The 15,949-nt window shown below is 47.4% G+C and carries 14 protein-coding genes; 6 read left to right on the top strand and 8 right to left on the bottom strand.

Annotated elements, in window-relative coordinates; genetic code table 11:
• Positions 1-64 precede the first annotated feature (64 nt).
• Together D9A03_RS06055 and D9A03_RS06050 are read left to right on the top strand one after the other, a co-directional pair.
• Positions 65-652 carry a YceI family protein gene (locus tag D9A03_RS06055; RefSeq protein ID WP_120496293.1) on the top strand — a complete coding sequence of 196 codons (588 nt, stop codon included), beginning with the start codon at positions 65-67 and terminating at the stop codon, positions 650-652.
• Between the two features lie 18 nt (positions 653-670).
• Complete coding sequence (locus tag D9A03_RS06050; RefSeq protein WP_120496292.1) at positions 671-1,207, top strand: cytochrome b; 537 nt, start codon at positions 671-673, stop codon at positions 1,205-1,207.
• A 143-nt stretch (positions 1,208-1,350) separates the two neighbouring features.
• Here the strand turns inward: D9A03_RS06050 and D9A03_RS06045 are convergent, their stop codons facing one another.
• Positions 1,351-2,409 (bottom strand): phospholipase D-like domain-containing protein, encoded by a 1,059-nt coding sequence (locus tag D9A03_RS06045; protein WP_120496291.1) that lies wholly within the window; start codon positions 2,407-2,409, stop codon positions 1,351-1,353.
• 237 nt (positions 2,410-2,646) lie between these two features.
• Between D9A03_RS06045 and D9A03_RS06040 the strand changes: the two genes are divergently transcribed.
• Positions 2,647-3,222 carry a demethoxyubiquinone hydroxylase family protein gene (locus D9A03_RS06040; protein ID WP_120496290.1) on the top strand — a complete coding sequence of 192 codons (576 nt, stop codon included), beginning with the start codon at positions 2,647-2,649 and terminating at the stop codon, positions 3,220-3,222.
• Positions 3,223-3,371: 149 nt separating this feature from the next.
• A complete protein-coding gene (locus D9A03_RS06035) occupies positions 3,372-4,205 on the top strand; it encodes a tellurite resistance TerB family protein (RefSeq protein ID WP_120496289.1) in 834 nt (277 codons plus the stop codon).
• Between the two features lie 184 nt (positions 4,206-4,389).
• Here the strand turns inward: D9A03_RS06035 and D9A03_RS06030 are convergent, their stop codons facing one another.
• The 6 genes from D9A03_RS06030 to argE all read right to left on the bottom strand — a co-directional run bounded on the left by D9A03_RS06030 (position 4,390) and on the right by argE (position 12,212).
• Positions 4,390-6,120 carry an ABC transporter ATP-binding protein gene (locus D9A03_RS06030; protein WP_120496288.1) on the bottom strand — a complete coding sequence of 577 codons (1,731 nt, stop codon included), beginning with the start codon at positions 6,118-6,120 and terminating at the stop codon, positions 4,390-4,392.
• 14 nt (positions 6,121-6,134) lie between these two features.
• Entirely contained in the window at positions 6,135-7,070 is a 936-nt protein-coding gene (locus D9A03_RS06025; protein WP_120496287.1) for an ABC transporter permease, read from the bottom strand.
• Positions 7,070-8,038 carry an ABC transporter permease gene (locus tag D9A03_RS06020; protein WP_120496286.1) on the bottom strand — a complete coding sequence of 323 codons (969 nt, stop codon included), beginning with the start codon at positions 8,036-8,038 and terminating at the stop codon, positions 7,070-7,072. The genes D9A03_RS06025 and D9A03_RS06020 overlap by 1 nt, the downstream gene beginning before the upstream one ends.
• 112 nt (positions 8,039-8,150) lie before the next feature.
• On the bottom strand, positions 8,151-9,746 hold the full coding sequence (locus D9A03_RS06015; RefSeq protein WP_120496285.1) for an ABC transporter substrate-binding protein: 1,596 nt from the start codon (positions 9,744-9,746) through the stop codon (positions 8,151-8,153).
• 64 nt (positions 9,747-9,810) lie between these two features.
• Positions 9,811-10,983 carry a M20 aminoacylase family protein gene (locus D9A03_RS06010; RefSeq protein ID WP_120496284.1) on the bottom strand — a complete coding sequence of 391 codons (1,173 nt, stop codon included), beginning with the start codon at positions 10,981-10,983 and terminating at the stop codon, positions 9,811-9,813.
• A 65-nt stretch (positions 10,984-11,048) separates the two neighbouring features.
• Complete coding sequence (argE, locus tag D9A03_RS06005) at positions 11,049-12,212, bottom strand: acetylornithine deacetylase (RefSeq protein ID WP_120496283.1); 1,164 nt, start codon at positions 12,210-12,212, stop codon at positions 11,049-11,051.
• A 157-nt stretch (positions 12,213-12,369) separates the two neighbouring features.
• Here argE and D9A03_RS06000 point away from each other — a divergent pair, with 157 nt between their 5' ends.
• Positions 12,370-13,278, top strand: a complete 909-nt coding sequence (locus D9A03_RS06000; protein WP_162937991.1) for a LysR family transcriptional regulator — start codon at positions 12,370-12,372, stop codon at positions 13,276-13,278.
• Between the two features lie 41 nt (positions 13,279-13,319).
• Here D9A03_RS06000 and D9A03_RS05995 read toward each other — a convergent pair whose 3' ends face one another.
• Positions 13,320-14,549, bottom strand: a complete 1,230-nt coding sequence (locus D9A03_RS05995) for an ROK family transcriptional regulator (RefSeq protein WP_120496281.1) — start codon at positions 14,547-14,549, stop codon at positions 13,320-13,322.
• A gap of 141 nt (positions 14,550-14,690) precedes the next feature.
• Here D9A03_RS05995 and D9A03_RS05990 point away from each other — a divergent pair, with 141 nt between their 5' ends.
• Positions 14,691-15,935: an extracellular solute-binding protein gene (locus D9A03_RS05990; RefSeq protein ID WP_120496280.1), complete on the top strand. Its 1,245-nt coding sequence runs from the start codon at positions 14,691-14,693 to the stop codon at positions 15,933-15,935.
• The last annotated feature ends 14 nt before the right edge of the window (positions 15,936-15,949 follow it).

Here is a 15,949-nt window from a genome sequence, read left to right as displayed (position 1 = left end):
AATTGGATGATATGGTTCAATTCATCATTTAATTTAGAAAGAATCTTTTCACAGGGAATGTCACATGTCTTTCAAGCAGTCTTTAAAAGTTCTTCCAACTGGTCTTGCGGCTTTGGCGCTATCGTTGACTGTATCAATGGCAAATGCCGCCGAATACGATATTGACCCGACCCACTCTTTTATCAATTTCAAAACCAAGCACCTTGGCTTTAGCTGGCTATCCGGTACTTTCAACAAGATTTCCGGCACCATGGACTTTGACCCTGCGGGTGGCGCAGACCAGAAAGTTAATCTGGTGATTGATACAACAAGTCTGGACACCAACCACGCCGAGCGCGACAAGCATCTGCGCAGCCCGGATTTCTTTGATGTGGAAAAGTACCCGACGGCGACCTTTGTCAGCACAGGATACAGTGGCGATGCCAACGGTGGGACGCTTTCCGGTGATCTTACCCTGCACGGTGTTACCAAAAACATTTCTTTTGACGTCACCAAAATCGGTGAAGGTGATGACCCATGGGGTGGCTATCGCGCCGGTTTCGAAGGCAGCTATACCCTGAAACGGAGTGATTTTGGCATGGACTTTAATCTTGGCCCTGCGGCAGAAGACGTTCAGGTTGATCTCTTCATAGAAGCCATCAAAAAGAAATAATCAAAGCGCTTATCAGTGATGATACGCAATTCAACAGATAGCTATGGGCTGGTCAGCAAGTTGCTGCACGCGCTCATAGCTTTTTCCATTATCGGCCTGATCAGTCTTGGTTGGTGGATGGTCGGACTCAGCTATTATGACGCCTGGTATCACACGGGTCTGGAACTGCACCGTGCCATTGGCATCTGTGTGCTGTTACTGGCCTCTGTCTTTGTGATCTGGAAAGTGATTTCCCCCTCGCCCGGTCTTCAAAAATCGCTCAAGCCGATGGAGAAAGTCGGCGCAAAAGTGGTGCACATCATCTTGCTGCTTTCCATGTTTGTCGTGCCCCTGACTGGCTATGCCATTTCAACGTCATCGGGAAGCGACTTTACTTTTTTCGGGCTTTTCGACATTCCCGCGCTCACAGCAATTTCCGATGCAACCCGTGATCTTGCCATCAGCCTGCATTACTACATTGCCTACGGCTTGATCGCCGTAATCCTGCTCCACGCCGGGGCGGCCTTCAAGCATCAGTTCATCGACAAAAAAGGTACGCTCAAGCGTATGTTTTAAGAGGTATGTAACGTTGCTCTAACCAAGTCGAGACAGGCCAAGATACATGAGGGAGCGCAAGCTCCCTTTTTCTTTTGATTTTGTCTAACAGAGAACTGGTCTTAAACTGCAGAGCTAAATAACGGGGCTTAGATGACAGGAACTTAGCTTACAGGGCGGGCATGATCCCGGATAATGCGTTCAATTTCCGCAAGGGCAAATCTGGCAATCTTCTTTTGCGCCTGCCTTTGTGTCTCGGACGTTGTTTCCAGATCCCCCAGGATCATAATGTTTTCATCATTCAGATTATTGGCTGGCCCCGTATAGTTAAAGGACCCGCCAATCACCACCTGTCTGTCCAACACCATCAGCTTGTGGTGCAACTTGCCAAGCTGTCCGCGCTTATGCACAAAGAACAGATCAGCTCCCTTGGCCTTGAGATCATCGACGGGTGCCCAGTCCTGACTGCCCTGCCCACCGTCAAAAACACCCTGTATTGGCATATCAAGATCAAGCAGACGCAACATGGTGTCATCAATCCCCGATGACTTTGAAAAGGTAAAGATCGCAAAATCAATCCGCTCGCGTGCCTTGAGCATCTGTTTCATAATTTCCATTTCCGGGCTGTGGTCCGGTGCAAAAAGAACGCGGATAGGCACATCAGAAACAACAGTGTCCATCGGTGCCTGATCATGACCTTCATTCCGCTTGCCAAAATGTCCGCGCTGGATTTCCGCAAACTCCCGACTGTAGATCTTGGCCACCTTCTTATCGTGGATGATAATCACATGGTTCAGGTTATTGTGCGTACCGGTCGGCGTGAAATTAGTTGAGCCAGTTAAAACAGAACCGCCATCCCGAACAATGAATTTCTGATGAAAAATCTTCGAATTGTAATCAACTTTCACATCAATTTTGGCACGCAGGATTGCATCGTGCACCTGTCTGTTTACTTCATGTTTGCCGCCCATAGCCCAGGGATCGGTCCGTGCCATCGCTGCCTTGAGATAGCTTTGCTCAATCACTATCCTGACCCGGACTTTGCGTTGCCGGGCACGAATGATCGCCTTGGCAATGGTTTCATTTTCCAGCTCCTGCACCGCGATATCCAGACGCTTTTGTGCCCCGTCGATAAAACCGACGATCACCGCTTCCAGTTCATCCGGCGCGCCCAGACCTTCCGGCCCCGCATGAAACTCTACATTTCCAACACGAACACCCATCGCTTTTCTCCCCGTTCACCCATGACACACTTAACATACCACAACAGTGCAACAGGTTCATGACCAATCAACCTTTGCGCGTTATTTGGAAAGCAACTTCCGAACCACCATCCGTCCATTCTTTCAGTAAAAGGTGTGAAATCGACCAAGGATATCAGCGGCTATGATATTATGTTTTCTTCGCGCCAAAGCTGTGTTTGAATAACATTTTCTTTCCCAATCATTCCTTTCGAAAACATGAATCAAGCTGATAAAATTACAATCTCTCGCATTGTTAAGGTCAACCACGCAGGGGAATACGGGGCGATCAGGATCTATCGCGCCCAGGTATGGGTTGCCCAATTCCTTTATCCCGAAATCGTGACATTTCTAAAAGAAACACTTGAACACGAAATCAATCACTGTGCGCTCTTTAGATCCGCGATGCCTGAACGCAATTCTCGTCCCTGTCGCATTATGGGGCTTTGGGGGAATGGTGGTTTGCTTCTCGGTTTTGTGACATCACTGCTCGGGCGTCAGGGGATTTGGCTCTGTACCGCCGCAGTCGAAAAGGCAGTCCACCACCATCTGAAAGATCAGTTGTATTTTCTAAAGGATAAAGATCTCGCGCTCTACTCTTTGATACAGGATATACAGCAAGAAGAACTCTCTCACCTGCAACACGCCGAAGACCATATCACGGTCAATTCGCCATGGGCTCGGTTGCTTACACGCTCTATTACTTTGGCAACCAATGCTGTTATCTGGTTATCAACATGGGGTGATTCCAGCAAAATGGCTAGAAGCCTCAAAGACAATAGCAATAAGAGATAATACCAATAGGGGATAAAACCCTGCCTCTCCTCATGATCTATCAAAATGCAGTATCTTATGGGGAATTGAAACCCGAAAAAGATCCCCCATATGAGATAGGAACAAACAAAGTGATCTTGCGAAAACTCTAATTTCTATGATGGGACAGCATGTTTAACGCATCGAAACTAATCAATGAAGTACTTGGCGCAGCTGGTGGTGCTACTGGGGGAACAGGTAGTAGCTCTGCCATGCAAAAGGGTAAGGAGTACCTCTCTAATAATGCTGGTGGTCTGGCTGGCGGCGCAGTCGCGGGTGGCCTCGCCGGGTATATGATGGGATCCAAGAAGGGTCGCAAGATGGCAAAGAAAACCGTTCAGTACGGCGGCCTCGCCCTTGTTGCCGGGCTGGCGTACAAGGCTTATAGCGATTGGCAAGGCAACAAAAATGCTGCCCCTCAACAAGGGATGGACCACGGAACTGGAGCAGGACAAATGCACGGGCAGGTATCTGGACATGCCCACAATACGCAAACACCGCCTCCCTCACAACAATATACCGCACATCAGACACCACAACAGGCGGCTATTGTACCGCCCGTTCCCGAGGATTCAGCCTTTGCTGTAGAAGCGGAAACAGAAACAGCAAACAGCTTTGGCGCCGCACTGGTATCAGCTATGATTGCAGCGGCAAAAGCAGATGGTCAGATTGATAGCGCGGAACAGGATGCGATCTTTGGCAAAATTGACGAACTTGGTCTGTCCAATGATGAAAAAGCCTTCCTGATGGATCAACTGCGCAGACCACTGGATATCGACAGTCTGGTTGCCTTGGCACAAAACAAGGAACAGGCCGTCGAGCTTTACGAGGCTTCCCTGATGGCAATTGAAGTAGATGATCCTGCTGAACAGGGATATCTGAGCATGTTTTCTGCGCGCCTGAAACTGGAGCCGGAACTTGTTTCACATATCCATGGGTCTGTCGCCCAAGCTGTCCACGCTTAAAGTTAGCCACTTTACTTAACTCTTGCTCATCGTTCGTATAGAAGCCCTAAACTTCTCTCTTCATGCCTTGAGCAATAGTCCCTTAAAATAACTATAAAAAGCCAAGATTTTGCTTGGCCTAGAAAGACAAAAAAGGGCTTTGAAAAAATCCAAAGCCCTTTTCTATATCTTGTTTAGATAAGCTTTAACTTGCCTCTGCTTGTCCTGAATCACGATCCATAAGGCCGGAATAGCTTGGCATCAGACTAATCAGATGTTTGCTGTAGTCATGTTGTGGCGCTTTGAATAGCTCTTCCGTATCAGCTATTTCAACCATCTTGCCTTTGGACATGACGCCAACACGATCACACATCTGGCGGATCACCGGTAGATCATGGCTGATGAACATCATGGTCAGACCGAGTTCTTCCTGCAGATCTTTCAACAGATTGAGGATCTGGGCCTGAATAGAGACATCCAAGGCGGATGTCGGCTCGTCACAAATAAGAAACCGCGGACGCGTTGCCAGTGCACGAGCGATAGAAATACGCTGGCGCTGCCCGCCGGAAAATTCATGCGGAAACTTAACAGCTGCCTTTGCCCCCAGACCAACGTGGTCGAGAAGATCATCAACAATCTGACGTGTCTCTGCTTCGGAACTTGTCAGCTTATGAAAGCGAATAGGCTCTGCAATAATATCCCGGACCTTCATCCGCGAATTCACAGATGAGAAGGGATCCTGAAAAATCATCTGCATCTGACGACGATGCACATTAAGTTCACGACGCTTTTTGATTTTGGTCAGATCAGTGCCCGCGAAATTAATAGAACCGCCAGCAACCTTGTAAATAGATGTCACCAAGCGCGCGATCGTGGATTTACCTGATCCAGACTCCCCGACGATCCCAAAGCATTCACCATCACGGATATCAAAGCTGACGTTATCAACGGCGCGAACTTCGCTTTTCCCGCCACCGAACATACCGCCGGATTTAAAAATCATCTCAAGGTTATCTACCTTGAGCAAAGGTCCATCACTTTTGCCAAAGTCACGGGCCTTGCCCAGCCAGTGTGTGTTCAGGTCAAGTTCTTTACACTCACCGACCGCTTCAATGCTTTCCACCACAGGGAAGCGATGAAGCCGAACATCCGGGCGTGGCACAGCAGAAATCAAGCTACGGGAATAGGGATGATCCGGATTGCCAAGGATTTTGGCTGTCGGCCCGGTTTCCACCACGACACCACGGTACATCACAGCAACGCGGTCCGCGACTTCGGCAATCACGCCCATATCGTGGGTAATGATAATCATGCCAACGCCTTTTTCGCGCACCAGTTTCTTCAGCAGGTCGAGAATCTGGGCCTGAATAGAAACATCGAGTGCTGTCGTTGGCTCATCCGCCAGAATAACATCAGGCTCGGCACACAGGGCCAAAGCAATAACCACACGCTGGCGCATACCACCAGAGAACTGGTGCGGATAGTGATCCACCCGCACAGACGGGTCCGGAATACCAACCTGATCAAGAAGTGAAATCGCGCGTTCACGTGCTTCGGCATCAGACAAATCCAGATGGGTTTGAATAGTGCCCATCAACTGGGATGCGATGGTCTCAAGCGGGTTGAGAGATGTCAGCGGATCCTGAAAGATCATGCCAACCCGTTTACCCCTTATCTTTCGCAGTTCCGTCTGCGACTTGCCGATAATCTGTTCACCTTCGAGGAAGACTTCCCCACCGCCAACGCGGCCGGGACGTTCCAGCAAGCCAACCACAGCATTCCCAATGGTGGACTTACCTGCACCGGACTCGCCAACAACACCCAGGATTTCCCCTGCCGCGACGCTCAAGTTCACGTCCTTCGCCGCAACAACATCACCATGGCGAGAGGGGAACTCAACAACGAGATCTTTGATATCCAGTAATTCTTTACTCATGACATCACTCCCAATCAGCGCAGTTTCGGGTTCAGGGCATCACGAAGCCAGTCACCCAGAATGTTAACGGAAAGAACAAGAACAACCAAGGCTACACCCGGGAAGATGGTTATCCACCACTCACCAGAGAAAAGATAGTCATTCCCTATACGAATAAGCGTACCCAAAGACGGTGATGTTGGCGGTACGCCGACCCCCAGGAAGGAAAGCGTTGCTTCGGTAATAATTGCCAGCGCCAGCTGAATGGTAGCGATAACCAGAACAGGTCCCATAACGTTCGGTAGAATGTGACGGATCAGAATAATCCAGTCTGGCAAGCCAATCACCTGCCCCGCCTGAACGTATTCCTTATTGCGTTCAACCATGACAGAGCTACGAACAGTTCGTGCATACTGCACCCAGAAGCTCAGGCCAATTGCAACAACAAGTACATAGACCGCCAGTTCATCATGCACCTCACGCGGCATAACACCACGGGCAATACCGTCAATAAGAAGAGCAATCAAAATCGCAGGGAATGATAGCTGAACATCTGCAACACGCATCAGGAAAGAATCAATCATGCCACCAGCATAACCAGAAATTAATCCAACAGTAATTCCCAGAACAGCGGCCAAGCCGACAGAGGCAAAGCCCACAATCAGGGAAATCCGTGAACCATAAAGGATCGTGGAGAAAACATCCCTGCCCTGATCATCCGTCCCCAAAAGATAGGTGGCTTTGCCATCAGCTTCCCATGCAGGTGGCAACAGGCCATCAAAAAGATCGACAGTTGCGAGATCAAAGGGATTATGCGGAGCCACAAAGTTGGCAAAGATCGCGCCAAAGACAATTACAAAAGTCAGGATGGCAGCAACTATTGCGCCCGGTGATCGCTTGAAATTATACCAGAGATCACTTTCACGGAAGCGCGTGATAAATGATGGTGCTTCGCTTGAAATATCACTCATTAGCTCTGTACTCGCAAACGGGGATCAACAACAAAATAGAGGATATCGACGATCAGGTTGATCACAACAAAAACAAAGGCAATCAATAGCAGGTATGCCGCCATAACCGGAATATCCACTTCGGATACAGCCTGAATGAACAGTAATCCCATACCGGGCCACTGGAATACGCTTTCGGTAATAATCGCGAAAGCTATAATCGACCCCACCTGCAAACCGATAATTGTAATCACGGGAACAAGAGTATTACGCAAGGCAATCGAAAAATTAATCAGTCTCGGGCTTAGGCCACGGGCGTGAGCAAACTTGATATAATCCGTACGCAGAACTTCAAGCATTTCAGCACGGACCAGACGCACAATCAAAGTCATCTGGAATACCGCCAGTGTAATCGCCGGCAGGATAATAGACTTCAAGCCACTGGTTGTCAGAAATCCAGTGCTCCACCAGCCTAGCTCAACAACCTCTCCGCGTCCGAAGGTTGGTAGCCATCGCAAAGTGACACCAAAGAACAGAATTAACAAAATACCAATAAGAAAAGTCGGCAACGATACGCCTACCAGTGATACAGTCATAAAACTGCGACTAAAAAATGACTTCGGTTTTAGCGCGGTGTAGATCCCCATAGGAACCCCCAACACCAAGGCCAGAACGGCAGAAACCAGAGAGAGTTCCAAGGTAGCAGGGAAACGTTCCGCAATCAGGCCACTTACAGGCTGTCGCAGACGATATGACATACCAAAATCGCCCTGTACTGCGTTTGAAATAAAACGCCCGTACTGAACAATAAATGGGTCATTTAACCCCAGAGTCTCAGTCAAGGCCTCTCGCTCTTCGAGCGTTGTATCCTGACCAACCATATTGTTAATGGGATCTCCGACAAACCGGAAAAGAGCAAAGGCAATCAAGCCAACGACCAGCATCACGACAATCGACTGTAACAGTCGCATCGACACAAACTTGAACATAACGTCCCCTGTTAACTAGGCCCCAGTATAAATTGAACTGGTATAAATTGAGCCAGTAAAAACGGGGGCCTCCACCACACTGAGGCCCCCTGTATCACAACTCGTTCAAGAGTTACTTGCCTACCACAACATAGCGCAGGTCAAGAACGTTATCTGCACGCTGTGACAGTTCTACACCATCACGTACCCCCCAAGATAGAGGCTGTTGGTGAAGAGGAAGATAACCAACGTCTTCTTTAAGAATAGAGAAAGCTTCGGCTACCATTTTCTGGCGTTTAGCTTGATCTGTTTCTTTTTCAACGTTACCAGCGATCTCATCAATACGTGGGTTGGAATAACGACCATAGTTAAATTGGCCCGTTTTCTTTTCCGTATCGAAAGAAGACATCAAGTTATAGAGAACGTTATGCACGTCCATAGAACTTGGTGTCCAACCCAAGAGATAGAAAGAAGTGTCATTGCCGTTCTGAGGGCTTACTTTCGCGAAGTATTTGGATTTAGGCTGAGCATTCAAATCAACCTTGATACCAACACGAGCAAGCAGACCAACAACAGCCTGACAGATTTTTTCGTCATTTACATAACGGTTATTTGGGCAATCCATCCCGAGTTCAAAACCATCAGGATACCCGGCTTCAGTCAGTAATGCCTTGGACTTTTCAGGATCATATTCGAACGGGTTGTTCAGATCTGAATCGTGACCGTTGATCTGCGGTGCAATCAAAAGACCTGACGGTACAGCGGCGCCACGCATGATTTTCTTGTCAATTGCATTCAGGTCAATCGCATGCGCCATAGCAGCACGAACGCGTTTGTCTTTAAGTGGATTTTTGCCCTTGATGTTGGAGTAGAGCAACTCGTCACGCCACTGATCCATACCCAAGAAGATGGTACGTGCTTCAGGACCAGTCAAAGGACGGACACCATCGGCATCTTCCAGACGGTTCCAGTCCTGTACAGGAACCGGGTAAACCAGATCAAGCTCACCAGAAATAAGAGCGGCAACACGGGTTGCACCCTGCGCGATTGGTGTGAAGTGAACTTCTTTGACGTTTGTTGGAATATCTTTCCAGTAGCCGTCAAAACGCTTGAAGGTAGAACGGACGTCAGGTTGACGCTCAGCAAGGATGAATGGGCCTGTACCGTTTGCATTCTGAGCAGCAAAAGTAGCTGTGGAATCAGCTGCTTTCGGGCTAGTTGCTTCTGTCGCACCATTTGCTTCTGACCACTCTTTGTCCATCATGTAATAGAACACGAGTTCACGTGGCAGAATTGGGTTTGGAGCTGGTGTTTCAACTTCAATGGTGTAGTCATCAATTTTCTTGATATCTTTCATACGACCACCATAACCCTTCATGTCAGAGCCATCAGTAAGTGTACGCTTCCAAGAGAAGATCACATCATCTGCGTTGAAGTCGTTGCCGTTGTGGAACTTAACACCTTCACGAAGTTTGAAAATCCAGGTTGTTGGACCTGTATTTTCCCAACTGACAGCCAGACCAGGCTTGAGCTCAAGGTTATTATCGTAATAGGTCAGACCTTCATAGACATTCCCAAGATAACCTAATGTAAAGGTCTCATTCAAACCGTGCGGATCAAGTGACTGAACATCCCCCTGGAATGACCACTTGAAAGTTTCGGCATTCGCCACCCCTGCACCAAGAGCAAGTACACATGCACTTGCTGCGAGAAAAGTTTTAATCTTCATATTGATACTCCCTGTATTTTTACTCTACTAGTTTTTATAACTCTACTGCTGATCTTTTTTATTTTTAACGATTTATCGGCATCGCTGTTTCAACAAGTTTAGCCCAATAAGAACATCCTATGGGAATTATTTCGTCGTTAAAGTTGTATTTTGGGTGATGAACCGGGGCGGTATCCCCGTTGCCCAGGAAAATAAAGGATCCCGGACGCGCATTGAGCATAAAGGCAAAGTCCTCGCCCCCCATAGTCGGATTTGCATCCGTATCCACTTTGTCTTCGCCTGAAATGCCAGATGCAATATCCACAGCAAAAGCTGTTTCTTTCTCGTGGTTCATCACCACAGGATAGTTACGTGTGTAATCAAGAACAGCCGTCGCACCATGTGCCTTTGCAGTGTGCTCAACGATTTCCTGAATTCGTTTTTCAGTCTGATCACGAACAGACTCACTCAAAGTACGGACAGTACCATTCAGACTTGCCGTGTCCGGGATAACGTTGAAGGCCGTTCCGGCATTACAGGTTGTTACGGAAACAACCACAGACTCTATCGGATCCACATTGCGCGAAGCAATAGACTGCAAAGCCAGAATGATATGGCTGGCAATAACAATCGGATCAATGGTTTCATGAGGTTTTGCCGCATGACCACCAGAAGCCTGAATATCAATGGTAAAGATATCAGTTGCGGCCATCAGGGCGCCCGGGCGTGTTCCAAAACTTCCCACAGGAACACCCGGCCAGTTGTGCAAACCGTAAACTTCCTGAATATCAAAACGATCCATCATGCCATCATCAACCATTTCACGGCCGCCGCCGCCGCCTTCTTCAGCAGGTTGAAAGATAACAGCAACAGAACCGTCAAAATTTCTTGTCTCAGCTAGATACTTGGCAGCCCCCAGTAGCATTGCGGTATGACCATCATGACCACAAGCATGCATTTTACCATCTACTTTGGAAGCATACTCCAGACCTGTTTCTTCATGAATTGGCAAAGCATCCATATCGGCACGCAAGCCAATAACTTTACCAGATGCAGTCTGGTTACCTTTGATAATTCCGACAACACCAGTACGACCAATACCGGTAACAACTTCATCCAGCCCGAATTCTTTAAGCTTTTCAGTTACAAAGCTTGCAGTTTCTTCAACATCAAACAAAAGTTCAGGGTTCGAGTGGATCTCACGACGCCACCCCGTAATTTCATCATGAAGTTCAGCAAACCTGTTTATAATCGGCATTTATTATTCCTTAATTTGGTATCTCTACTGTACGTGCTTAAATTATTCTAATTTACTTCAATAGGCTAACTGGCCAGTCGCTCAATTAAACGGCGCTGAAAATCAACCCCGGCATTTAGTTGTTCAACGGACAGGTATTCATTGGCAGCATGCGCCTGAGCAATATCACCAGGACCGCAAACAATTGTCGAATAACCACCATCCTGAAATTGTCCAGCTTCCGTACCATATGATACAACGTGTTCCGCATTATCACCTGTTATCTGGCGGACCAGTCTTTCAGCTTGGCCATCATTTTCCCGACGGCAGCCCGGCACATTCCCTGTTATTTCGATCTCAATTCGTGCAGATGGGGCAACACGCTTCATCTCTGCTTCCAACTCTTCAGCATAGGCACGATAAGCATCCAGATAAGCCATCGGGTCTTCTTGAGGCAAAGCACGAATATCTGTCGTAAAAGAGCAATCTTTCGCAGTTATATTACTGGCGGTCCCGCCTTCTATGACACCACAGTGCAAAGTGGTATAGGCCGGATCAAACAAAGCATTCTCGGGTAGCTTTTCTGTTCGTGCTTTATTTTCCAGCATTTTTTTCTCGTGCCAGACAACAAGCTTAGCTGCAACAAGCACTGCGGATACACCAGTGTGAACAAGGCTGGAATGGACTTCAAACCCTCGGACTCGTGTTATCAGTCCCAAAGCACCTTTATGACCGGATACCACCTTCATCATCGTTGGTTCACCAACAATGACGGCTTCAGCTTTAACCTTTGGTGCCATATCAGCAATCATAAACGGCGCCCCAAGACACCCGACTTCCTCATCATAAGAAAGTGCAAGGTGTATCGGACGGTTCATTTTAGCCTCGATCATATCAGGTACCAGCGATAAGGCTATGGCCGAAAAAGCTTTCATATCAGCAGTTCCCCGACCATAGAGAAGACCATCTTTTTCAACGACCTCAAAGGGGTCAGTATCCCAAGGTTGTCCTTCGACAGGCACAACATCTGTATGCCCAGATAAAACCACGCCGCCATCTGTATCAGGGCCAATGGTTGCCCATAAATTGGTCTTGGAGCCATCAGCATTTGGAACGCGTTTGGAGGCAATACCGTGTGAGCTTAAATACTCTTCAACAAACTCTATAAGAGGAATATTGCTGTTTCGCGATACAGTATCAAACGAAACCAGCTTGGTAAGCATTTCTTTTGCCGAGTAATAATCAGCCACAGGCAACTCCCTCAAGCCACTTATGAGAATCATTTGAAAAGCAAGCAGCCAACAAAACGTATCTGTGCAGGTGGGTAAGAAGGCCACGATCCAGGAATTGAATCAACGTATAATGATGTATATAGGTATACAAAAAAAGCATAATGGATATTTACTCATGCGAATGCGACAACTTGAGGCTTTCCGGGCCACAATTCTGAATGGCACTATTTCTTCTGCTGCCAAAAGCTTGAAAACAACGCAGCCTACGATCAGCAGACTCCTCGCAGATCTGGAATACTCTCTTCAGCTAAATTTGCTACACCGCCGCAAAGGACGTGTTGTTCCAACGCCCGAAGGAATGGCTTTTTACCGTAAACTTGATGAAGTCTTTGATGCTTTCTCAAAACTCAAAACTGTAGCCGAAGATATCTCACGAGATAAACAACAGGAAATACGGATTATTTCACTTGGTGCCATCTCTGTCAGTGTCGTACCCGAGATCATCGAAGAGTTTACAGCAAATCATCCCGACATAAATATTACCCTTAACACAATGGATGTCGAAAGCTATTTCAAAACGCTTATGGACGACGATCTCGACATTGCCTTTGGCAACCAGATGGGGCAACAGCCAGGTGTCGAACAAGTCACCCTGGCCAAAGTTGATTATATCTGCGCACTCACCCCTCAACATCCTTTGCGCGAGAAGACGATTATTTACGAAGAAGATTTAATCGGCGAAAGGCTCATTGCACTGGACAGTGATGATGTTCTCGCCTTTCATCAGCATACCGACCTCTACAAACGGATAAAGCCTGTCACCCAGTTCAGTACCCGACATTCTGCAAATGCCTATTCACTTGTAAATAAAGGCCTGTGCTGCGGCGTGCTGGAACCCTTCTCTGCCCCGATCTGGGCAACAATGGGAGTAAACATCAGGCCCTTTAGACCCGTCATATCCTATAAATATTCCGCATACTTCAAGAAAGACAGAAAGCAAAGCTGGGTTGTCAGAGAGCTTTTGGAAATTGCAGGGCGCAAGTTCAAAAAATATGAAACAACGCCACAACAAAAAGTCGACTAAAATCAACAAGAAAAATAGAGGAGTATGAGCATTTTATACGTCTATTTCACAGATGCTTTCGACTGGCTGTAAAGCTCGGCATTAAATTCGTAGAAAATAGGCACACTTGCAGCACCGTGAGCTGGCGCGGACGGAGCACTAACACCCAAAAGTACACGTTGTTCAATTGGTTTCAACTGTGTCACAACAGATGGCAACAAAGGCATCATCTCTTCAAGTAAGGCTTCTGCAATTTTGGGCGGTAACAGCCCCCCGATAAAAATCACTTCAGGATCAAAAGAGCTTTCTAGCGCCAAAATGCCTACACGCAATTTTTCCGCTGCTTCTTTGAGCCAACTCATAAAAGCAGGGTTCCTTTGTTCATACAAATCCATCAGATGATCCGGCGAACTATGATCTGTATCTCCTTCGCCCAAAGCTTGATAGGCAGCGCGTAAAGAAACATATCGTTCGAAACAACCGCTGTTCCCACATTCGCATTGCTTCCCATCTGTCTCAACAAGAATATGACCTATTTCACCTGCAGCGCCCCTTGCGCCATGATAGACCTGACCATTTAAAAACAGGCCTGCGCCCAGTCCCATACCAATAAAAACATAGACAAAATTATCAAATCGCTTGCCAGCACCATGCAAGCGTTCAGCAATTGCCGCAGCATTTGCGTCATTCTCGACAATAACAGGCAAACCCAAGTGCGCAGATAACTTTTCTTCCAGTGGAAAATTCACCCACCCGGGGCCAACACCCGTTGGGCCACTGATATCAAAAGGCCCAGGAATAGCGACCCCGACACCAAATACCCGTTCTTTTTCAACCCCCGCGGTTTCGATTACCTGATCAACAAGTCTGGCCAGAATCTCTACGCCTTCTTCAGGTGATGGACGAGATACATCCTGTTGTATTCTGGCAATTTCTTCACCGGCAAGATTAACAACAATGGCCAGGGCAAGTTGATGATCCATCTGCATGCCAACAGAAAATCCCCCCTGAGAATTCAACCGATAGGGACGTGCAGGCTGCCCTCTTTTTGCTTTCTGTGGTTCACCCGCAATCAGCAATCCACGTTGCTCCAATTCGGCAACAAGATTTGAAATTGTCTGTACGGAAAGGGCCGTTACCCGGGTGATTTCTGCACGTGTTAATTCACCATGACGGCGCACTGCATCTATCACCGCCCTGAGATTATGCTCTTTGGCGTGCTCCAGATTCGTCCCCAAAACGCCGGACTTAACAGCATGATTTTCACCACTTTTATTTTTTTCCGTTGCCATATGACAATTCCATGCTAGATTAATTAAATCAAATTGAGTTAATAAATAACACTATCCACTCAAACTGCCACAGACAAATAAAAACTACAAACTTTTGCGTACCCGTCTTAGTGGCAATAACCTTGAAACAGGGAGGTTAATATGAAGAAAACTAAATTACTTATGGCCGCAGCTCTTGGTACATTTGTTGCTACATCTCCGGCTAGTGCGGAAAAAACCCAGCTAAGTGCCCTCTTCATGGCGCAAGCGGCGTATAGTGAACAAGACATTGAAAACATGACGGAAGCCTTTGAAAAGGTAAATCCAGGTGTTGATGTTAAGATGGAATTTGTCCCCTACGAGGCACTTCACGATAAAATCGTACTCTCTCATAATGCTTCCGAAGGTTATGACGTTGTTCTCTTCGATGTTATCTGGCCTGCTGAATTTGCGCAGTATGGGCTGTTGACTGACGTCAGTGACAAAATCAACTCTGCGACAAAAGAAGAAATCCTGGAAGGTGCCTGGACCACGGTTGAGTATGGTGGGAAATATTACGGTATGCCATGGATCGTAGATACCAAATACCTTTTTTATAATGAGAAGATGCTAAAAGAAGCTGGCATATCAAAACCGCCCGTTACCTGGTCAGAGCTCACCACTCAGGCGCAACTCATTAAAGACAAGGGTATCGTAGATTACCCCTTGGTTTGGAGTTGGTCCCAATCGGAGGCTGTAATTTGTGACTACGCGACTTTCTTGTCAGCTATGGGCGGCGAGTTCCTCGACACGGATGGCAAACCCGTCTTCCAACAGGGAGGTGGCCTCAAGGCTTTGGAGTACATGGTTGATACCATTAAACTTGGCCTGACGAACCCCAATTCACGTGAATATTCCGAAGAAGATGTGCGCCGTACTTTCTCTAGCGGGCAAGCAGCCTTCGCAGTGAACTGGACCTACATGTATAACCTTGCCAATGATCCAAAAGAATCATCTGTTGCCGGACATGTGGGCATTGCCCCAGCCCCCGGAGCAAAGGGAATCAGCACTGCATCCGCTGTTAATGGGTCCATGGGTCTTGGCATTACATCCAAAAGCAAGAACAAAGAACTGGCGTGGAAATATATTGAACATCTGACATCCAAGCCTGTTCAAGAAGACTTTGCAAAACTCAGCCTGCCCGTTTGGAAAGATTCCTATAATAATCCTGCGGTAACCAAAGGTCAGGAAGAGCTATTGAAAGCCGCAAAAGTCGGTTTGGCAGCAATGTATCCACGCCCGACAAAAGCGTCCTATCAGGAAATGTCTTCTGCACTGCAGGTAGCAATTCAGGAAGCTCTTCTGGGCTCAAAGGCCCCGGCAGAGGCGTTGAATGAAGCCGCTGATGTTGCTGCTGGTTTGGACTAGAGTAGTAAAATTCA

Source organism: Kiloniella sp. EL199 (assembly GCF_900313065.1).
Classification (GTDB): Bacteria; Pseudomonadota; Alphaproteobacteria; order Kiloniellales; family Kiloniellaceae; genus Kiloniella.
This window is presented reverse-complemented; position numbering and strand designations above follow the sequence as displayed.